The 22,998-nt window shown below is 25.2% G+C and carries 15 protein-coding genes; 10 read left to right on the top strand and 5 right to left on the bottom strand.

All coding sequences use genetic code 4. The annotated features are described in order from the left end of the window. Positions 1-12: 12 nt before the first annotated feature. Positions 13-438: a nicotinamide mononucleotide transporter gene (locus tag ACXX85_RS03300; protein WP_458560628.1), complete on the bottom strand. Its 426-nt coding sequence runs from the start codon at positions 436-438 to the stop codon at positions 13-15. Positions 439-517: 79 nt separating this feature from the next. Continuing rightward, on the bottom strand, positions 518-820 hold the full coding sequence (locus tag ACXX85_RS03295) for an HNH endonuclease signature motif containing protein (RefSeq protein WP_458557414.1): 303 nt from the start codon (positions 818-820) through the stop codon (positions 518-520). 217 nt (positions 821-1,037) lie between these two features. Here ACXX85_RS03295 and parE point away from each other — a divergent pair, with 217 nt between their 5' ends. From parE to ACXX85_RS03250, 9 genes are all read left to right on the top strand, one after another. Then, on the top strand, positions 1,038-2,978 hold the full coding sequence (parE, locus tag ACXX85_RS03290; protein ID WP_458560627.1) for a DNA topoisomerase IV subunit B: 1,941 nt from the start codon (positions 1,038-1,040) through the stop codon (positions 2,976-2,978). Next, positions 2,968-5,661 (top strand): DNA topoisomerase IV subunit A, encoded by a 2,694-nt coding sequence (parC, locus tag ACXX85_RS03285; protein ID WP_458560626.1) that lies wholly within the window; start codon positions 2,968-2,970, stop codon positions 5,659-5,661. The genes parE and parC overlap by 11 nt, the downstream gene beginning before the upstream one ends. 309 nt (positions 5,662-5,970) lie before the next feature. After that, a complete protein-coding gene (locus ACXX85_RS03280; protein ID WP_458560625.1) occupies positions 5,971-8,994 on the top strand; it encodes an OppA family ABC transporter substrate-binding lipoprotein in 3,024 nt (1,007 codons plus the stop codon). Position 8,995: 1 nt separating this feature from the next. Further along, positions 8,996-10,051 carry an ABC transporter permease gene (locus tag ACXX85_RS03275; RefSeq protein ID WP_436358614.1) on the top strand — a complete coding sequence of 352 codons (1,056 nt, stop codon included), beginning with the start codon at positions 8,996-8,998 and terminating at the stop codon, positions 10,049-10,051. Next, entirely contained in the window at positions 10,051-11,226 is a 1,176-nt protein-coding gene (locus ACXX85_RS03270) for an ABC transporter permease (RefSeq protein ID WP_458560624.1), read from the top strand. The genes ACXX85_RS03275 and ACXX85_RS03270 overlap by 1 nt, the downstream gene beginning before the upstream one ends. A gap of 2 nt (positions 11,227-11,228) precedes the next feature. Further along, positions 11,229-12,293 carry an ABC transporter ATP-binding protein gene (locus tag ACXX85_RS03265; protein WP_436358612.1) on the top strand — a complete coding sequence of 355 codons (1,065 nt, stop codon included), beginning with the start codon at positions 11,229-11,231 and terminating at the stop codon, positions 12,291-12,293. Beyond that, positions 12,286-14,658 (top strand): ATP-binding cassette domain-containing protein, encoded by a 2,373-nt coding sequence (locus ACXX85_RS03260; protein WP_436358611.1) that lies wholly within the window; start codon positions 12,286-12,288, stop codon positions 14,656-14,658. The genes ACXX85_RS03265 and ACXX85_RS03260 overlap by 8 nt, the downstream gene beginning before the upstream one ends. After that, the gene (locus ACXX85_RS03255) at positions 14,651-15,073 is read left to right on the top strand and encodes a DUF3899 domain-containing protein (protein ID WP_458557421.1); all 423 of its coding nucleotides are present in this window, start codon (positions 14,651-14,653) and stop codon (positions 15,071-15,073) included. The genes ACXX85_RS03260 and ACXX85_RS03255 overlap by 8 nt, the downstream gene beginning before the upstream one ends. Before the next feature lie 187 nt (positions 15,074-15,260). Continuing rightward, the gene (locus tag ACXX85_RS03250) at positions 15,261-18,467 is read left to right on the top strand and encodes a DUF262 domain-containing HNH endonuclease family protein (RefSeq protein ID WP_458560623.1); all 3,207 of its coding nucleotides are present in this window, start codon (positions 15,261-15,263) and stop codon (positions 18,465-18,467) included. 148 nt (positions 18,468-18,615) lie between these two features. Here ACXX85_RS03250 and gyrB read toward each other — a convergent pair whose 3' ends face one another. After that, the gene (gyrB, locus tag ACXX85_RS03245; protein ID WP_458560622.1) at positions 18,616-20,538 is read right to left on the bottom strand and encodes a DNA topoisomerase (ATP-hydrolyzing) subunit B; all 1,923 of its coding nucleotides are present in this window, start codon (positions 20,536-20,538) and stop codon (positions 18,616-18,618) included. Positions 20,539-20,645: 107 nt separating this feature from the next. Next, complete coding sequence (rpmE, locus tag ACXX85_RS03240; RefSeq protein ID WP_436358606.1) at positions 20,646-20,864, bottom strand: 50S ribosomal protein L31; 219 nt, start codon at positions 20,862-20,864, stop codon at positions 20,646-20,648. Positions 20,865-20,995: 131 nt separating this feature from the next. Between rpmE and ACXX85_RS03235 the strand changes: the two genes are divergently transcribed. Continuing rightward, a complete protein-coding gene (locus ACXX85_RS03235) occupies positions 20,996-22,210 on the top strand; it encodes a formate/nitrite transporter family protein (RefSeq protein ID WP_436358605.1) in 1,215 nt (404 codons plus the stop codon). A gap of 78 nt (positions 22,211-22,288) precedes the next feature. Here the strand turns inward: ACXX85_RS03235 and ACXX85_RS03230 are convergent, their stop codons facing one another. Further along, positions 22,289-22,753, bottom strand: coding sequence for a deoxycytidylate deaminase (locus tag ACXX85_RS03230; RefSeq protein WP_458557423.1), 465 nt, complete (start codon positions 22,751-22,753; stop codon positions 22,289-22,291). Positions 22,754-22,998 lie beyond the last annotated feature (245 nt).

Here is a 22,998-nt window from a genome sequence, read left to right as displayed (position 1 = left end):
ATTGAGGAATTTTTACACAAAATTTATTACACTTCCTGCAAAAACTATTGAAGCATATAAAGAGAGTCTTAATTCTCTAATTTTTTTAGAATATTTATTATTTATTATTTCTTTTATAAAAATATAAATTAATATAAATATATATAAAATTTGAATAAAACCATCAATCACAAGTCCATTACTAAAAGAGAAAAATGCATATAAAATAGCATTAAGAATTGCTAAAATAAAGGCAATTCTTTTCTTTTTTGCAAACATTACAATTGATATAACGCCCAATATACCTGAAATTGCTACAAATATATTAATTATTTTTCTTCAAATATTTATATTTCTTTCTCAAATTCAAATAGATTCATCCAAATTAAATAAAGAAAGAAAAGTTAATATTAAACAAATAAAAATTAAAAGCATCAATTCAATTTTTTCTTTTTTCATTGTATATCCTTTATTTTTATTTTTAAAATTAAGAAGTTAAAATAAGCACTTAAAAAATTAAGTGCTTATTTGCTGTCATTTAAGAAACAATTTTACCAGTTCTTTTATTTCTTATGCCTTTTCCTTTTATATATTCAAAAGGAATGGTATTAGAAACTCAAGCTGGTTTATTTGCTCTTTCTGCATTAGTAACAACGTGAACAGGAATTAAATTTTCATATCTATCTGTTCCACCAATAGAACTTGGTCTTATGTGTTCAATGTTTCAAGCAGAACTTGTTTTTGAACCGTATTCAGAAAAACAAATATATCTTCCTGCATAATCATAACCACAATCTTTGTCGCCAAAATGGTTTGTTCATACTGTTTTTCAATTTAACATAAAAACTCCTCCTTTCTTAATAATTTAAAAGGCAAAGATTTTCTTTACCTACTTCAATAATACAAAAAAAAAAAAAAAACAAAGAATTCGCTAAAAAAAATTCCAAAAATGAAAATTTTATCATTTTTTGAGCTTTTTTCGACTTTTTAATATATGAAAAATTAAATATTTTTTTGTATTTTTAAAATAAAAAAGAAAAATGCTATAAAATAATAATATGAATTATGATGCTAGTAGTTTAAAAGTCTTGAAAGGACTTGAAGGTGTTAGAAAACGTCCAGGAATGTACATCGGTTCCACTGATGTCAATGGTTTACACCATTTAGTTTGAGAAATTGTTGATAATGCAGTTGATGAATGTTTAGCAGGTTTTGCTAAAAAAATAGAAGTAACTTTGAAATCAGATGGTTCTGTTATTGTAGAAGATGATGGAAGAGGGATTCCTGTAGATAAACACGAAAGTGGTTTAACAGGAGTAGAACTTGTTTTTAGTGAATTACATGCAGGTGGCAAATTTTCTGAAGGAGCTTATAAAACATCTGGTGGTTTGCATGGAGTTGGTTCTTCTGTAGTTAATGCATTATCTAAATGATTAAAAGTTTGAGTTTTCAAAGACGGAAAAGAATATTATACTGAATTTGAAAATGGTGGTTCTATAAAAAATAAAACCAAATTAATGGGAAATACAGGCAAAAGAGGAACAAAAGTTCATTTTTTGCCTGATTATGAAATTTTTAAAAAAGCAAAATTTTCTTTTCAAACAATTAGTGAAAGATTAAGAGAATCTTCTTTTTTATTAAAAGGTATAACTATCAAAATTAATGACGAAAATACAGGAGAAAACGAAACTTTTAAACACGAAAATGGAATAAAAGCTTTTGTTGAGTTTATTAATGATTCTAAAGTAGTAATTAATAAACAAATCGCAACTTTTAGTGATAATAAAAATAAAATAGAAGTAGAATTTGGTTTTCAATATACAGAAAGTTATTCTGAGTCCATTATTTCTTTTGTAAATAATGTCAAAACCAAAGATGGTGGAACACATGAAATTGCTGCCAAAACAGCATTTACAAAGGTTTTTAATGATTATGCACAAGAAAAAAACCTTTTAAAAGGAAAAATTACCGCTTTTGATGGAAGTGATATTAGAGAAGGTTTAACTTTAATTATTTCTTTAAAAGTGCCAGAATCAATTTTAGAATTTGTAGGTCAAACTAAAGATAAATTAGGAACCCCTGAAGCAAAAACAATTGTGGAAGAAGTGGTTTCTCGAGAATTAAAATTCTGAATTAACGAAAATAAAGAAGAAACTCAAAAAATAATTGAAAAAATTAAAAAATCTTTTGAAGCAAGAAATGCCGCAAGATTAGCAAGAGCAGAAATTAGAAAAACTAAAGATGCTTTAAGTGAAAAGAAAATTTTATCTGGTAAATTAACACCAGCACAAAGCAAAAAACCGGAAGAAAAAGAAATTTTTCTTGTCGAAGGAGATTCTGCTGGTGGTAGTGCTAAATTAGGAAGAGATAAAAAAACCCAAGCCATTTTACCACTTAAAGGTAAAGTTATTAATGCAGAAAAATCAAAACTTCTTGATATTTTAAAAAATGAAGAAATTGCTACAATAATCAATACAATCGGTGCTGGTGTTGGAAGCGAATTCAATATTAAAAACGCACAATATGGAAAAATTATAATAATGACAGATGCTGACACAGATGGTGCCCATATTCAAATTTTACTTTTAACTTTTTTATTTAGATATATGAAACCTTTAATTGAACATGGAATGGTATATATAGCACAACCACCTTTATATAAAATTACAAGAAAACCTAAAAATCAAATTCTTTATGTTTGAAGTGACGAAGAATTAAGAGAATTATTAAAAAATAAACCCAATTCTGAAATCCAAAGATATAAAGGACTTGGAGAAATGAATGCTGAGCAACTTTGAGAAACAACTATGAATCCAGAAACAAGAACTTTAATTAAAGTTTCAATTGAAGATGTGGCAATTGTAGAAAGAAGAGTTTCTATTTTAATGGGAGATAAAGTTGAATTAAGAAAAGAATGAATTAACAAAAATGTTGATTTTTCCCTTGAAGATGACTTTGAAATTAATATTAATAAATCAGGAGTAAATAATGATATTTAATAAAAATAAAGAAAATTTTTTAGCAAAATCATTAGATGCTATTTTATCAGATCGTTTTGGTAGATATTCTAAATATATAATACAACAAAGAGCACTTCCTGATGCTCGTGATGGTTTAAAACCTGTGCAAAGAAGAATTTTATATTCAATGTGGGAATTAGGTTTAAAAAGTGATAAACCTTTTAAAAAATCAGCTAGAGTAGTTGGTGATGTTATTGGTAAATATCATCCACATGGAGATTCTTCTATTTATGAAGCTATGGTAAGAATGGCTCAAGAATGAAAAATGAATGTTCCTTTAGTTGAAATGCATGGAAATAAAGGTTCTATAGATGATGACCCTGCTGCTGCTATGCGTTATACTGAAACAAGATTAAGTTTAATAACTAATTTAATGTTGGAATCTATTAATAAAAACACTGTTTCTTTTGCTCCAAATTTTGATGATTCGGAAAAAGAACCCACTGTATTACCATCATTAATTCCTAATTTACTAATTAACGGAGCAAAAGGAATTGCTTCAGGATTTGCTACTGAAATTCCTCCACATAATTTGGGAGAAATCTTAGATGCTGCAATTGCAAAAATAAAAAATCCTAATATTGAATTAAGAAAATTATCTTCTATTGTTCAAGGACCGGATTTTCCAACAGGTGGAATAATATACGGAAAAAAAGGGATTTTAGAAGCTTTTGAGCGTGGTCAAGGAAGAATTGTTTTAGTTTCAAAATACAGATTAAGCGAAGAAATTAATAAAAAGCATATTGAAATTTATGAAATTCCTTTTGGTGTAGTTAAGTCTAAATTAATTAAAGACATTGATGAAATAAGAATAGATAAAAAAATAAATGGAATTAAAGAAGTAAGAGATCAATCTGATAGAAATGGAATTTCCATAATCATCGAAATTGATAATGATACTAAAGTTGAATCTGTATTAAATTATTTATTATTAAAAACAGAAATGCAAGTTTATTATTCATATAATTCAATTGCAATTGAAAACAACGCACCAAAATTAATGTCTTTGAATAATATGTTGAATGCATATTTGAATCATGTTAAAACATATAAAACAAAGGAATTAACCTTTGATTTAGAAAAAGATAAAAGAAAATTAGAAATAACTCTTGCTTTAATTAAAGTTGGTGATATTACTGAAGAAGTAATTAGAATCATAAGAAATTCAGATAATTCAAAAAAAGGAGTAATTGAAGCTTTAATGAAAAACTTTAGTTTTAGTGAATTGCAAGCCACAGCAATTGCTGAAATGAGATTATATAGACTTTCTAGAATAGATCAGCAACTTTATATCGATGAAAAAAATATGCTTGAAGAAAGAATTAAAAAGACACTCAATCTTTTAAATAATCAAAACTCTTTTGATCAATTTTTAATTTCCTTATTTAAAGAAATTAAAAAAGAATTCGCAACTAAAAGAAAAACAAAAATTTATGATGAAGAATTCAAAGTTGAAATTAATAAAGAAGAATTAATTAAACAAGAAAATTTTTATGTTGGAGTTTCTAAAGATGGTTATGTTAAAAAAATAACTGTTAAAACTTTCGATTCTAATGAATTATCAACTTATTTATTAAAAGATAAAGATCCTTTGCTATTTTTAGATAAAGTAGAATCAATTGATAAACTTTTAATTTTTACAAATTTAGGAAATTATATTTACTTACCAATTCATAAAATTGATGAATCTAAATGAAAAGATTTTGGAATTCATTTAAATACCTTTGTTTCTCTAAAAAGTAATGAAAAAATAGTGTCTATTATTTTAGTTAAAGATTTTGAAGTTAATAATTATATAACTTTGATTACTTCTCAAGGAATTGGGAAAAGAGTTTTAGTTAAAGATTTTGAAGTTTCAAGATTTAATAAAACTATTAGTGCAATTAAAATAAAACAAAGTGATGATTATTTAGTTGCTGCAAAAATAAGTGATAATTACAAAGATATAATAATTATTTCAAGTGAAGGAAAAGCTGTAAAATATAGTGAAATTGATATTCCAGTATATAATACAAACTCTTCTGGTGTTAAATTAATTTCACTGCCAAAAGATTCACTTGTTTCAAGTTTTTCATTAGTTGACGAAGATGATGATATTTTATTATTTACTAAAAAAGCACAATATAAAAAATTAAATGCTGCAAAAATACCTTTTAGTAATAAAACTACACAGGGAAAAATGATTTTTGCACAAAATAAAATTTCTAAATTAGAAGTTATTGATTCTATTGTTTTAGAAAACAAAACTAAAATTTCAGTTTTTGATTTAGATAATAATATTTCTGATTTTGACTTTTCTTCTTTAAATTATTCTAATTTAGATGAAGGTTTTAGTAATAGCAAAAATAAAAATGCTTTTTATGTAAGTAAAATAAATGCTTATATTATTGAAAATAACTTAAAAAAAGAGGAAAATATTGAAGTTAAAAATGAAAACAAAATTTCTGAAAATAAGCAAAAAACCTTTATAAAAGAAGAAAAAATAGCAAAAAAAGAAAAAGAAATTAACTCTCAAAAAACTAACTCTTCTGTTATAAAACAAGAAGTAAAAAAAGAGATAACTGAAGAAGAAAGAATTAAAAGAGCGGAAGAAAAACTTAAAAAACTAGAAGAATTAAATATTGATGAATTAATGAAAAAATTCAAAGATAAAATTAAATAAAAAAGATTAATTTTTTGATTAAAAATGGAAATTTATAAAAAAATTTACAATTTTTCAAAAAAAATGTATAATATTAAAGTTAAATCAAAAAGAGGAGAAAAATGAAAATCATTGTTATTAAACGTATTTTTAATAAAAACATTGTTACTAAGATGATTAACAACAATGATTTTTTCTTTAATTTCTTTGAGATGTAAAAAACATTTTAATATTAATAAAATAAATATGCTCTTATAGAAATTAGAAAAAAGCTAGTTTTTATAAGAGTTTTTATTTTATTAATATTTAAATATTTAAGAAAGGAAAGATATGAAAAAAAGAAGACTATTAATTGGTTTTTCAGTGCCAGCAGTTTTAGTTGGTACAACAGCTACTGTTGTATCTTGTTCTACAATAGAACCACATTATAAAAGACAAGAAATAAGTTCTATTGTTAATTTAGCTACTTCAGGCTACAAAAAATTTGACCAAGATTTTAGTGTAATATTAGGTACTCCTTCTACACCAGCTAGTTATTTTACTAATGCAAATCTTTTTGCAACAGTCAGTTCAGGACAAGCAGAATTTGAAAATATAAAACCTAATAATGGAAATAAATTTGAAGAAGGTGTTTATAAAATCAAGAAACCTACTTATCAATGATATAGTTTAATATTAGTAGATAAAATTTATGTTACAGATTTAGATGGAACAATAAGCGTTTTTGATAATGATAAACACGAAAAAGGAATGTTTAATGAAGGAGAAGAAATAACTTCTGCTTTAGTTAAATTAACTTCAGATGATCCAAAATCAATAAACAGTTTAAACTTTTTAAATAAATTAAGTAAGGCATCTAAAATTCAATTAACTATTAAAAAAGATATTCCTTGAGTTAAAAGTAATGGACAAAAAAGTCAATATAATGTTGAATTAGAAGATTTTGTTTACGGTTGAAACAGAAAAATGCTTTATGGTGGTGACTATAGAGCAAGTCATGGTGGTTCTAAAAAAATAGATGATGATATTATTAGAAAATATTCATTAGGTTCATCAAGTAGTTTTGATAGTACAAACCACGTTTCAAATGATTATCTCTTTAAAGTTTTTGGAATTCAGAAAGATAACTTCTCAAAATCAGAAACATTTATTACTGATATTAAAGATACAAATGAAAAAGGACTAACATTTTTAAAAATTGAAAATAAAGAGGCTAATTTTAATGAATTATTTAAAAAATTATTATTAGATTCTACTTATTTTAGTCCTGTATCACATAAATTTATCGACGATAGAAACAAACAAATTTTTGATATTACTGGAAAACACGAAGGAGAATTTGGTGAAACAGGTGATGCATTTAAATATGCATATTACTGATATGGAAAACAATATGATGAAGATCAATTATATGCTTCACCATATTTACCTTTTTATTTATCAAACGATAGAACAGTTTATATAAGAAATGATTATTATGCAGAGACAGGTTGAAAAGAAAAAGAGGCAACTTCAGTTAAAAAAATAACATCAAGATATAATTTATATCCAGATTCAGTTCAATTTAATAGTGCTCAATTTAATAATTACTTAGAAGGAACAGTTTCAATTCTTCCATATTCTAGTTTATCAGATGCAAATAAATCAATAATTTATAAAGATTTATCACAAATTCATTTTAGAAAAACACCTGATAAAGGGCTTTATAAAGGAAGTTTATCTAAAGACGTAATTCCAGGTGCCAGAGATTTACTTGAAAAAGGAACAAACTTTAATGGTGGTCAAGCTGATAAAAAATACTACTTCAATGATAACTATGCTAAATTAGCTTTTGGTAGTTCTATTGAAGAATTAGCAAAAGGAAAAGCAGAGCTTGGAAAGACATTATTTACAGGAAAATCCTTTGCATTTAGAACAATTATCGATGCTTTATGAAATAGTTATACATACATAAAAGATAACTCTAAAACTGCAATTCCTTGACTTTCAATGATTGGTCCAGACAATCATTTAGGTGGAAGTGAGTTAGATGGAAAAACAGCAAGAGACTTTTATGACGATATCAACACAACTTTTTCTATAAATGAAAATGGAGAAATATTTTATACAAAAACTATTGAAGAGCAAAGAAAACAATATTTAGATAATTTACAAGATAAAAACAAACAATATGAAGCACCAAGAATTGAAGTTTTAAAAGCTGAATTGAAAAAAATACTTGATGATTTCTATGCAGAAAATCATTTAGATGCAAGTAAAGATAAAATTGAGTTTTCAATTTCTAATAGATATAGAAATGAAAGTTCATCTAAAATCGCTTCACTTGACTCTGTAATTGATATGATGAATAAATTAGACAATAGATTAAAAATCAATTCACAAGCAGAATTTAAATCAGAAGATGTTTGAAATGTTTTAATCTTAGGTTTAGGAAATTCACAAATAGTAGGTTGAAGTGCTGACTATGATGGTTCCGGAACCTTTATTGATGGTTCCGGACAACTAAATGGAAGTCCACTTTATTTAGCAATCGCTCATTTTGCTGAATTACCAAGTGATAGTCCTTACGTTAAATCTTTCCCAGAATTCAAAAAATATGCAGATGCTTTTAAAACAGAATTTGAAAAAGAAAGATTAGCTTATCCAGATAAAAAACAAGCATGATTACCTTTTTCAGAATGAATAAAAGCAACAAATGCATATGATGCTAATTATGAAGATATTCAATACGAATATGAATATGAAAAAAATGCAGATGGAACTCCAAAAGAAGTTGATAAAGATGGAAATGCTGTTCCAAAATTAAATGATAAAAAAGAAAAAGTATATGTATTTACTGGTGAAGGATTAAATAAAAAACCAGTTTGATCACAAAAATACAAATGAGTATTAAATAAAACAACAAATAAATATGAGAAAAAATTTGAACCAAGAAAAGCTTCTGGAAAAAACTCAGTTATTAATTTCATTTCTAATGTTACTTTCTATGATCAAACAACTAAAAAATACTTTAAAGATCAAACATTAGAACAAGAATTTGAAGAAAATGGAAAAAAAGTTAAAAAAGTATTTAATCATAGTTTAAACAAATGAGTTGATGCAAGTGCAGAAAATGAATTTAATGAATTAACTGCTATTTTTAACTTAAATTATGAATCAAAAGCTACAAATAAAGAAATAGTAGAACTTGCTAAAGAAATTAGAGTTTTAATTGGTTATGTGCCAGAAATCGATTTAAGTACAAGTTCAAACGTTCCTTCAATATCAATTTGAAATAAACATATCGAAATTCCACTATCAGAATTTGAGTATATACCTTATGGAGATGTGGTTATAAGAAAAGGAGATAAATAGAATGTTTAAATACTTTTTTAAGAGGCTTGGTTTAGCTATTATCACCTTTTTTATAATTATTTTTATAGTATATTTATTACAAGCTTCATTTGGTAAAAGTCCTTTTACCGAACAAAGTTTACAAGATGCCGCAAAAAGATTAAATCCAACAGGTGATGAAAACTTAAAAATCGATCCTAAATCATTTTATGGTTTTGATAAAGATCCAGTAACAAGGTTTGTTTTATGATTTAAAGATTTCTTTACAGGAAATGCAGGAATAATTTATTCAGACACAAGTGATTATAGTCAAAATATTCCAAAATTATTTTTTGAACCTTTAAGATGAACAATTGCTGTATCATTACCAGCGTTTGTATTAAGTGTTATTATTGGTATATCTTTAGGAGTAATTGCTGCTTATAATAGAGGAAAATGAATAGATAGTGCAATAACAACTTTTGTTACACTATTTGTTGCTTTACCAGCTTTTGTTATAGCACCTATTATTGTTTTAATTACTTCAAAAGCAGGATTACCATTTGAATTTAAAGATCCAAGAGATGTTCCTGTTGATATTACAATTGCTTCTTTAATAACACCAATCATTGTATTTACTTTATCATCATTGGCTGGATATACAATTTTTGTTAGAAATCAAGTTGTAACAGTTTTAACTTCAAATCAAGTTTTAATTGCCAAATCAAAAGGATTATCTAAGTGAAATATCTTTAAAAAACACGTTTTAAGAAACGCATCTGTTATTTTAGTAGGATCTATTTTATTCTCATATATAGGTTTACTATCAGGAAGTATTATTTTAGAAAAATTCTTTAGAATTCCTGGATCATCATCAATTATTGTTAATTACACTGAACAAGGAGAAATTAACGTTATTATGTTCTCACTTGTGTTCTTTACATCATTATCGATGGTTACATTAATATTTGTGGATATGTCTTATGCATGAATGGATCCAAGAATTAAAATTGCTAATTCAAATAGTTCTAGAAACTATTGATTATTATTTAAAAATTATTTAGTTAGAAGAAAAAGTTATCAAGGAGGGAAAAAATAATGGAAAAACAAAATTCAAGTTTAGCTTTTGAGAAAAAATATAAATTTTCCAAAGCTGATAAAGAACTTTTAAAACTTTCTGCCGCTAATAAAGATATTATTTCTTCATCTTCTGTAACCGGAAAACCTTCTAAACTACTTTTAGATGTTATTAAGAGGTTTTTTGCAAATAAATATGCAGTTATTGCTTTAGTTATCTTTATTTTATTAATTATTACAGCATTTATTTCTTGGCTAACTTCACCATTTTCAACAACTAAACCTATTTCTGGTGCTTCTCTTTCTTTAATTAAAGAGTTAAAACCAAGTTTTGAAGGAGATGTTACTTTTACCTTATCTACTGAGTTATTAGATAAAATTCATAAGCTAAATCCTGAACTAATAAAAGGAGAAGCAACAAACATCGCTCCAGAAACTTGATTAGTAACTTTAAATCCTTATGAAGTTATTAACGCTTTAAATGGAGATGAACATTCAAAAATTTATGCCTTTATGGGAACTGACTCATACGGAAGAGATATTTGATTAAGAACTTGAGTTGGAACATTAAACGCAATAGGAATTGCTTTTGCAATTGCAATTATTGAAACAATTATCGGAGTATCTGTCGGTGCTTTTCTTGGATTTAACGTAGGAAAAAAAATAGATACATACGGACTAAGATTAATTGAAATTTTTAATGCAATCCCTTGAGTAGTATTATTTATAATCTTAATTGGAATTTTTGGAACTAACACACCGGCAATTATTTTAATTCTATCATTAACAGGTTGAACCGGTGCTGCTGACACCACTAGATCCTTTACTATTACAGTAAAAGACGAAGAATATATTTATGCTTCACAAGCGATAGGTGCTTCAAAAATGAGATTAATATTTGCTCATATTTTACCTGCAATTTCCGGAAAATTAGCAAATAGTTTTGTTTTAAGAATTACCGCTGGAATTCAAGCAATAGCAGGAATTGCATTCCTTGGATTTATTAAAGAAGGTACAGATTCAGTACCTAATTTAGGACTTTTAATTACAAGTTCAGCAAGTTTAATTAATCAAAACCCTTGAGCACTTGCTTTCCCTTCAATTATTTTATTAATTATTTCACTTTCACTAAGATTTGTGGCATTAGGATTCCACGATGGCCTTGATCCAAAAGTTGTTAAAAAAGGAGCTAAATAAATATGGAAAAAGACTTAAATAAAGAAGAAATCCTTTTAAAAGTTAAAAATTTAAGAGTTTCCTTTAAAGATAAAAAACAAAAATTTATTAACATAGTACGTGGAGTGGACTTAAAAATTAAAAGAGGAGAAATTGTAGGATTAGTAGGTGAATCAGGTTCAGGAAAAACAGTAACTTCTAAAGCTCTTTTAGGAATAAATGAATTAGCTTATACCAAAAGTGATCAAATGGAAGTTTCTGGAATTGATATTTCCAAATTTACAAAAGATAAAGAATGATTAAAAATAAGAGGTAAAAAAATAGGTTATATACCTCAAGATCCGTTAACAGCCCTAAATCCAACTAGAACAATTGGAAAACAATTACTAGATGTTTTAGAAAAAGATTCTAGATTTAAATCAAAAAGTGAAAAAATTGATTACTTAGTAAATTTACTTGAATCTTTTGGAATTACTGAAGCAAGAAGTAGATTTAATGTTTATCCACATACTTTAAGTGGAGGACAAAAACAAAGAGTTGTGATTGCTATGGTTGTAGCAGCACAACCAGATTTAATTATTGCTGATGAACCTACAACAGCTCTTGATCCAACGGTTCAAGCATCTGTTTTAGCTTTATTTAATGAAATAAGAACAAAATACAAAATTTCTTTAATTTTTATTTCACATAACATTTCAGTAATTGCTAAATTCTGTGATTACATTTATGTTTTATATGCAGGAAAAGTCGTGGAAAGAGGAACGAGAAAAGATATTTTCACTGACCCAAGACATCCATATACTTGAGCTTTAATTAGTGCAATTCCTGAAAACAAAAATCAAAAACTTTACAACATAAAAGGAACCCCACCAGATATGGCTAATTTACCAGCTGGAGATCCCTTTGCACCAAGAAATGATTATGCTTTAGAAATTGATTTTGAAAAAGAACCACCTTTAATTGAGATTTCTAAAACTCATGCTGCTGCTACCTGATTATTACACCCAGATGCACCAAAAGTAGAATTAACAGAACAACTAAAAAGTAGATTAAAATTATTTAGAGAGGTTTTTAATAAAAATGAATAAAAATACGGAAAAAACAATATTAGATGTTAAAAATCTTAAAAAGTATTTTTACAATAAAAACGGAATTGTAAAAGCTGTTGATAAAATTAATTTCAAACTTTTTGAAGGAGAAGTTTTAGGATTAATTGGTGAATCAGGTTCAGGTAAAACAACTGTAGGTAGATCTATCATTAGATTATATGATAGATATAATGGACAAGTAACATTAGAAAATAGAATTATTTCTGGTAAAAAAATCGGAAGATCAAAAGATAAATTTATGAGAAAAAATATGCAAATGATTTTCCAAGATCCACATGCTTCTTTAAATGGACAAAAAAATATTTATTCTATTTTAAAAGAACCTTTAAAAGTTAATGGAATCATTAAAGACAAAATGGTGGATATTTTTAAAGATTGACAACAAGTTACTTCAAACTTCCATTATACTTTTTTAAGAAGATTCAAAGAGCAAAGATTAGATAACTTAAATAGTACTATTTTTGAAGCTAATGAATATTTTAAAGAATGAGAATTTCACTTTGATGACTTTGCTTCATTTGATCAATTATTTGAATCTAACACATATGAAGATATTTTCAATGCTTACTTTTCATATTTAACAAAAAGACAATTTCACGAATCAAAAGCTATTAATTTTATGTATAAAGGAGTTACTAATTTAAGTAATTTCTATTTCGAAAAACAAAAAGAATATAGAAATGGTGAATTGAGCTATGATGAAAAAGCATTAAGAGAATCAAAAGCAGCATTAGTTAAAGCAGAAGAATTAATCAAAAATTCAAGAGAAAATGTAGCGATTTTGGAACAAATTGCCCAAAAAGAAAAAGAGTTAAATGATTTCCAAACTTCTTGAAAAGAAAAGTGTACTAATTCCAAAAACTACGTAAAAAGCTATATTTATGAATTTAAATCAGAATATTTAATCAATTTAGATAACGCTTTACTTTCAACAGATTACAAAAACTATTCTTTTTTCTACAAAAGAGCAGTTATCAATTTATTTACAAAGGAATTTTTAAAAAATAAATCCTGATCTGGTGATTTAAAAAGTAATTTATTTTATTGATTATCTATCGAAGAAATTGATAAAATGGTTGAATTATTTAATAATCACAATAAACTTTTAATAGAAAAATATGAAAATAAATTTTTAAAAATACCTAACGAAAATAATGAGTTTTGAACTTCTAAAAAAGAATTAAAATCAGAATTACTTGCAGAATTTGCTAATGTTGATTTAGAACACTTTTTAAAAACAGCAGCAGATAAAAAAGTATTATATAAAAACAAAATTAAAGGTATTAAAGCAGAAATTGAAAAACTTAAAAAATCACTTTCAAAAGAAAAACATATTTTAGAAGAAGATAAAGTTAAATTCAATCTTTTACAAGCTATTCATAAGAAAAATAAACATATTTTTAATCACGAATTAGAAGACTTCAAAAAAGATTTTAAAGTATGAGAAACTAACATTAATGCTGAAATTAGCAAACAAGAAAAAGTTATAAAAAGCATAAGTGAAAAACAAAAAGTATTAGATGCAAAATTTGCTGAAATTCACAAAAGATTTTTAGTTTGAATTCACCAAAAATTAATAGCTGATGGATTAAATGCTCACGAAGTAAAAATTCAACTAGAATCATATAAACAAAAAGTAAATGAAAAATATTCATCTCTTAATTCATTTAATTTAGAATTAAAAGTATTAAGAAAAATTTATAATAGAATTACTTATTTACTTGGATTACACAACAACAATCAAAATCTAACAATAACTAAAAAAGTTGTTAAGAAAACTTTATATGATGAATCAATTTATAATGCACTTGAAGAAGTTGGTTTATTAAGACAGTTTGCTTATCGTTACCCACATGAATTTTCTGGTGGTCAAAGACAAAGAATAGTTATTGCAAGAGCATTAATAAGCGAACCAAAAGTTATTATTGCTGATGAACCAATAGCTTCTCTTGATATTTCTATTCAAGCACAAATTGTTAACTTACTAAAAAGTTTAGTTGATAAAAAAGGAATTGGATTAATTTTTGTTGCACACGACTTATCAATGGTTGAATATATTGCTGATAATATTATTATTATGCATCTTGGAAAAATAGTTGAAAGAGGAAAAACAGAAGAAATTTATTCTAATCCAAAACACCCTTACACAATCAACTTATTTAAATCTATTCCAAAAATGTCAAATGCTAACGAACCATTTGAAGCATCTAATTTTGAATTAGATTATTTAAAAGAACAAAATTTCCCTAATGTTATTGAAGAAGAATTAGTTGATAATTCTTCAACACACAAAGTTTATGGAACAAAAAATCAATTGAATAAATGACTAAATAAAAATGAATAAAATTAAATTTTTTTGAAAAAATAAAATAATTAGAAAACTGAGAAAAATAGATTATATTTACTTAGTTTTCTGAATTATTACTTTTACTGTTTTATTTCTCTTAATGACTTTAACATTTAATAAACTTAGTTGATATAAGTCTTTATTTACAATTTCTTTTTTAATATTAGGAGTTACCATCTTAGCTCTTGTTATAAAATGAGGACTTTTTGATATTTATTCTAAAGGAATAAAAAACTGAAACATAAAAAGAGAAAATAAAATATTAAAAGAAAATCAAATGGAAGAAAAAGAATTGATTTCAATTGAAAAATTAAGACAAGACAACAAAGAAAAAAGTTACTTAAATATTTTTATTGGTTTAGTTTGCTTTCTTATTTTATTTATTATTTCTTTACCTTTCATTTTAATGTAAAGCAGTTAATACTGCTTTTTTTATTTTTAACAATTGATATATTACATATTTAATTTTTTAAATAATAGGCCATTTATTATTATAATGTAAATAATATATATGGAAAAAACCTTTATTTTCTCTATTAAAGGGCTTTTTATGTAATTTTATATTATAATTTAAATAATAGAATAGCAAAGTAGGAAAAATGAAACCATTAATATCAGATATATTTAAAGATTTGTTCTTTTTGTCCAAAGACAACAAGAAAGACAATAAAATAAAAGAAATAATAATTCCAAGATTTCAAAGAAAATTTGTTTGAAACGAAAGAGAAGCAAGTAATTTTATTAAAAAATTTATTAATTTTTACAAAGAAGAAAATAATAACACAACTGAAAATAATGATTTATATTTTGGAACTTTTGTAGTTTTAAGGGAAAATCCACAAAAAGATAAAATAAATATCATTGATGGGCAACAAAGATTCTTGACTACTTTTATTTTTTTAAAATCTTTACACGATTTTTTCTTAGAAAAAGAAGATGAAATAAAAGTTAATTTATTAAAGGGAAAATGAGAAGAAAACAAAGTAGCCATTCAAAATAAAGTTTTAAAATTAGATATAAAATTTGAAAACAAAAATTCAAATTCCTTTTTTGATAAAATAAAAAAACCGGAAAATACATGAGATAGAATCACTACTTTAGCAAAAGAGTCACCAAGGGAATATGAACCATTTTACAGTATTTATAATTATTTTTTAAAACTTTTAAGAGAAGAATTTAAAGAAGAGAACAAACTTTATAATTTAATAGAAAAATTTCACAAAGCAAACCAAAATGACGAAAAAAATTTTAATATTGTTGTTTTAATAGTTGAAACCAAAGAAGAAGCAATTGAATGATATAGAGAACAAAATTATATTGGTATTAAGTTAAGGGATTATGAATTAATTAAAAATATTATTTACTCTAACCTTCCAGATAGTCAAATTTTTGAAGATATTTTTAATGATTCTAAAATAGATAATAATGTTTTAGATAGATTCTTTTATCTTTTTGTTAACCACTTAAATTTTGCAAATACAGAACATTATTCAGATTCAAAAGCAGATGAAAAATTCAATGTTTATGAAAAATTTGAAAGTTGATGAAGAGACAATAAACAAGATTACAAAACAAAAGAAAAAATGATCATTGATTATTATGAAAATTTCAAAACTTTAAGATTGATTTGAAATGATGAAAATATTGAAAGAAAATTAAGCACAGAAAAGACAAAAGATATAAAAATTGAATTATTTAAGTTAAAAACTCTTATAAATGAAAACAAAGGTTCTTTATTTTTTTGCTATCTAATTTTAATAGAAATTTGTGACAAAGATAAAGGTGATAAAGATAAATTACTAAACGCTATTAAATTTTTTAACAATTTAATTTCTAGAATTCAAATTTCTAATCTTTCAAGAAACATTAATTGAAAAACTTTATTTTTAAAATTTTATTGAGAAATTAAAAATAGTGGAGATTTTAATTCATTTAAATCAATTTTAAAAGATTATATAGAAGAAGCAAATAAAAAAGAAATTTTTAACATTGATGATGAAATTATAAAAAACTCCTTACTAAATCATTTTTTATACAATAAACAAAATAAAATTGCAGACTTTTTACTGTTTTATGATTTATCATTAGAAGACATTAATAAAAATTACCAAATTGAACACATTTTTGCACAAAATTTAAGTTCGGATAATGAAGGTTTGGAAAGTTCAGAAATCGAAAACATAAGAAGTAATTATTTACATACAATTGGTAATTTAACACTTCTTAATGATAAAACAAATGCTTCGTTAGGTAATTTAAATTTTAAAGAGAAAAAACAAAGTTATATTACTTCTGATTTTAAACTAAATAAATATTTTAAAGAAGTAGATATATGAAATCAAGAAGAAATAGAAAAAAGAACAATTTTTATTTTTGAAAAAAACTTTAAAAACAAATATAAATATTCTCAATTGATTGGTGGAGAAAAAGTTGAAGCAAGAAGTAAAAATATAGAAAATACGGAAAAAATACAGAAAAAAGTTATAGAGAATGATGATTTACCTTCAACTCATTCTTATACAAAATTAAAAAATAAAATTAGTTTAAATGACTTTTCAAAAACTAAATATATTGTTTTTGAAAATAAAACATATGACTTAACTAACAAAAAAGCGAAAGAAAATATTGAAAAAATTTATCAAGATATAGCAGATAATTATTTTGATTTAATTATCCAAAAACAAGAGTCGATTTTAAAATTAGGAAATTTTCTAAAAAACAAAGAAAAAAAAACAAATTCCTACCAATATCATTTATTAAATAAAACCGGTTTATATTTCCATCTTCATGCTTCTAATGAAATTAAGATGATGTATCTTTTCAAATTTGCACAAATTTTAAATTTGGAAAACAAAATAAAATTTCTTGATGAGTTACCAAATAATGATTTAGAGATAAAAGAAAGCAAAGTGATATTAACTAATAAAATTAATAATAATTTTTCAATAATTAATAATTTAAATTTTAAAAGTGTTGAAAACAAAACGATAGAAAAAGACAAAATAAAATTTATTTACTTTAATAATGAATGTTTTGATATGCAAAAAAATAAATTTTATTTAGTGATTCACAAAATTTATAATTATTTATTTGAAAATTTTATTAATGAAATAAATAACAAACAAAAAGAGATTTCGCTTATTAAAAACTTTTCATTTGCAGAGAAAAAAGAAGGAAATAAATATAAATATTCTTCTGTTCCGGGAACAAATTTATTTATATCTTTAGAAGGCGATAAAGAAAGAAGAATGAAACAATTGTTTAAACTATTGCAAGTTCTAAATTTAGATAATTTACTAGAATTACAAATAGAAAAAGATGAAAAATTTGAAAAAATAGTATCTAAGCACATGTTTCATAATAAAAACAAACAAGAAAGTATTAATAAAGAATCTAAAGATGTCAAAACTTATGATAACTCTCATGAATTATTTATGATTAATGAAAACAATTTTAAAAAAATTAATAATGATCAAGTAAGAGATGATAAAGTAAAATACATTATTTTTAAAAATACAAAATTTATTTTTGAAAAGCATTTAAGCATTTTGCTTAATAAAATATATAAGAATATAACAGAAAACCACTTAGAATTAATAAACCAAAAACAAAATGAATGATTAAATTTAGCTAGTCTCTCTACAGATAAAGTTAAACACTCACAACCAAAACGACTCTATGCAAAATTAATTGACAATTTTTATATCTCTCATTCTTTTGATAATGTGACAAAAATTAAGTTATTATATAGATTTTGTAATATTTTAAATTTATCTAGTGAACTAAAAATATTTATAAAAAAATAAAATCAAAACAAAAAAGCAATAACATAAATTTAACATATTTCAATTATGTTAACGCTTACAGTTTTGATTTTTTATTTTCCTGAATTTGGGTTTATGGGTTGCAAAACTGAAGAAAAAAACAAGAATCAAAGTTCTTGTTTAATTATTCTTATAAATCGATATTTTTAACAAATTTAGCGTTTTCTTCAATAAATTCACGTCTTGGTCCAACTTCTTCTCCCATAAGTTGTTCAAATACTTGTGAAGCAATCATAGCATCTTTAATTTGCACTTGAAGCATTTTTCTTACAGCGGGATCCATGGTTGTTTCTCAAAGTTGTTGTGGATCCATTTCTCCAAGTCCTTTGTATCTTTGAATGGAGAATTTACTATCACCTATTCTTTGTAAAATTTCTTCTTTTTGAGCATCATTATAAGCGTATTCATCTTTTTTATTATAAGAAATTTTGTATAAAGGTGGCTGGGCTATGTAGATAAATCCATATTCAATTAATGGTCTAAAGTATCTATATAAGAAAGTTAAGAGAAGAGTTCTAATGTGAGCACCATCAACGTCGGCGTCGGTCATTATAACAATTTTGTGATATCTAAGTTTATTAATATTAAATTCTGGACCAATACCTGTTCCAAAAGCGGTAATTAAAGAAAGGATTTCTTCGTTTTTAAAGACTTTTTCATCACTTGTTTTTTGAGAGTTAATAACCTTTCCTCTTAAAGGTAAAATAGCTTGATAGTGACGATCTCTACCCATTTTAGCACTACCACCAGCAGAGTTTCCCTCCACGATGTAAAGTTCAGCAATTTCAGCATTTTTTGTTGAACAATCAGCTAATTTTCCAGGTAGCGATCCAACTTCAAAAGGATTTTTTCTCTTTGTTGCTTCTCTTGCAGAAGCAGCAGCTTTTCTAGCTTTTTGAGCAAGTAAATTTCTTTCAATGATTTTTCTTGCTTCTCCTGGATTTTCATTTAAGTATCTTTCAAAAACTTCAGAAAAGATTTTATTTACAGCGGGTCTTACGTCTTTATTAATCAATTTACCTTTAGTTTGTCCTTCAAACATAGGATCGCTATGTTTGATGGAAATTACAACAAACATACCTTCTCTTAAGTCTTCTCTTGAAAATTTATCTGTTTCAGATTTTAAAAATTTATTTTCAATTGCATAATTATTTAAAATTCTAGATAAAGAGTCAAATAAACCGGTTTCATGAGTTCCACCTTCTTTGTTATAGATGTTATTGGCATATGTTAAGATTTCTTCTCTATCTTCAGTTACATATTGTAGTGCTACTTCTACATTTATGTCTGTTGATTTTTCTTCGCCTAAATTAAAAATACCTTCAGCATAAATGGATTTTTCTGTAACTTTTTCATATCCTTTAGTTAATTCAGAAATGTAGTCAATAATTCCACCTTCAAAGTGAAATTCCTTTTTAATATTCACTCTTTCGTCTTGAACAATAAATTTTAAACCTTTTGTTAGGTAGGCAGTTTGTTTGATTCTATCAATAACTGTTTCTAGTTTGAATTCATGTTGTTCCATGATTTCAAAATCTGGTTTAAACATAATGGTGGTTCCTGTTTCATCACCACATTCACCAACCACTTTTAAGTCATCAACTTTTTTTCCACCATTTACAAATTCTTGGAAATAAACTTTATGGTCCCTTTTAATTCAAACTTTTAAATTAGAACTTAAAGCATTAACTACAGAAGCGCCAACACCGTGTAAACCACCAGAAACTTTATAAGCACTACTATCGAATTTACCACCAGCGTGAAGAACTGTTAAAACTACTTCTGCAGCAGAAACTCCGTGTTTTGGATGGATATCCACAGGGATTCCTCTACCATTATCACTAACTTTAACATATCCATCTTTAGTTAAAGTTACTTCGATTGTGTTGGCAAATCCAGCAAGTGATTCATCAACTGCATTATCTACTATTTCTCAAATTAAATGGTGTAAAGCAATTATTCCAGTTCCACCAACATACATTCCAGGACGCTTTCTAACAGCTTCTAATCCTTCAAGAGATTGAATACTACTTGCTCCATACTCTTTACTCATAACTACCTCTTTCTTTTTGTCTTATAATTTATTATTAAATTATACTCTTTTTAATCGTTTTTAGAATAAAAAAATCAATGGAAAACCATTGATTAATTTGAATTAGTTTATTTTTTGTGGTTTTTTGCAAATGATGCCATTCTGTTGAATCTTTCAATTCTTCCTGTTGCTCTTGCAAGAGATTTATCTCCAGTAAAGAATGAGTGGCATCCAGAACATACATCAACAGAAATTTTATTTACTGTTGAACCAAAAGTAAATTCAGTTGAACAAGTTGAACATACTGCTTTTACAGTTTGATATGTAGGATGGATATCTTTTTTCATATTTCCTTTCACATAGGAACTTTGTTCCCATATTTTCGTATTCTAATTTTGTTTAAATATATTAAATTAGTATTATAATAATAACATAAATTTTATTAATTAAGGTAAAATTTTAAAAAAAACGAGGAAATATGCACGATTATAAGAGTAACTTTACCAATGCAATGGATTATGGTTATCAAAAGACTAAACTTGTGTGATGAAAAATCTTTTTAATGGGGATTTTAGCATCAGTTTATGTTGCAATAGCTTATGTAGCTTATGTTTATATTTTGTCATGATATGGTAATGATGAATTAAAACAAACAGGTGAATTTCACTTATCTGGCCCAGCTTTATTTGTTGCTTCATTAATTTTCCCAGTTGGTTTGATGATGATTACAATTCTTGGTGGTTCGCTTTTCACTTCAGATACATTAGCAATGCTTGCTGTATTTGATAAAAAAGCACGTTTATACAAGGTTTTTAGAAATTTAGGAATTGTTTTTCTTGGAAATTTAGTTGGAGCTTTAATTTCTGCAGCAATTTTAAGAGGTGCTGCAGCTTTCAAAGCAGAACAACTAAGAGTTATAGAATATTTAATAACTAAAAAAGTTTCAAGTTATTGATGAGAAATTCTGTTTTCTTCAATGTTTTCAAACTTAATTGTTGCTGGAACTGTTTGATCAACTTTAGCAACAAGAGGGGCAATTGGAAAAATTTTCATAATTTTCTTCTTTATTTGATTATTTACAATAACAGGATTTCACCATGTTATTGCTAACTTAATTATTTTTTCATTTGGGTGATTATTTAGCGATATTGAATATGTTCAATATTTTAAAAATGGAAATGAACAAGTTATTTTAGATTGAGCTCATAATGCTATAAATAACGGAGTTATTACAAAAGATTATGTCTTAGCCCACATTATAAATGTTAATGCAGATGGTGTAAAAGGATTTAAAGATACTTTATATAACATAATTAATATAAATTCAGCTCATAAATTATCAGCTTACAATATTGATTGAACACTAAAAGCTTTCTTTGTAAATGCATTACCTGCTTTAGTAGGTAACTGATTCTCTGGAGCAATTATTTTACCTGTATCTTATTGAGCTATTGTTAAATTTAAAGCAGGTAAATACGGAACAATTGATACAGAAATTATTATTGAAGATGAAATTAGAGAAGTTATTAAGAACACAGATGTTGATAATCTTCATGAAGCTGAAAAAATTGCTTATGTTAATCTAAAAAGAAAACAAAAAGAAGAAATTAAAGAAGAATTAAAAAGAGAAGTTTGATTCGATAAATGATTTAGAAAATTTAAAAACAAAAAAAATAACAAAGATAAAAAATAACGACTATAAAAATAAAGTAGGTAAAATTTACCTACTATTTTTTATAAATACACTGGTTTTTCCTTTATAAAAGTAAAATTATAGTTGTAAAGTTATTTTGCTTTCTTCAAGTTTTCTTGTTTTTACAAAAGAATCTTTAAATATTTTTCTTGCAATTCAAGCATCTTCAGTATCATGATATTTATCTTGAAAATAAACAACTTCTTTTATTCCTGATTGTACTATTGTTTTTGCACAATTAGAGCAAGGGAATAAGGAAGTATATAAAATAGAATTTTCTAAAGAAGTAATTGAATTTAAAATCGCATTAATTTCTGCATGTACTACATATGCATATTTAGTTTCTTTAGCGTTTTCACCTTCTCTTTGTCAAGGGAAGTCATCGTCATTTCCAGAAGGCATTCCATTATAACCTAATCCTATAACTCTTTTTCTTTGATTTATAATACAAGCTCCAACTTTAGTATTTGGATCTTTTGAACGTAAAGCACTCAATTTTGTTAATGCCATAAAATATTGATCTCAATTTATTATTTTTTCCATAGTTTATATTATATAGGAAAATAACAAAAAATTAAGAACGGCTCACCCTTCTTAAGATATTAACCTATGAAATAATGCTTTCTGCATCGGAAATATTATCGTACTGAAACATTTAGTTTCGATAATCCTTCATATCAATGAAGAATTATTAACATTATAGCATATTTTTGTTATAAGTCAATAATTTTATTGTAAATTATTAATCAAAATGTCCTTTTTTTAGCGATATGAAAATAATAATTATT

The sequence above is a fragment of the Mycoplasma sp. Z386 genome, from assembly GCF_054343375.1.
The sequence above is the reverse complement of the archived record's forward strand: the minus strand, read 5'-3'. Positions and strand labels throughout refer to the sequence as shown.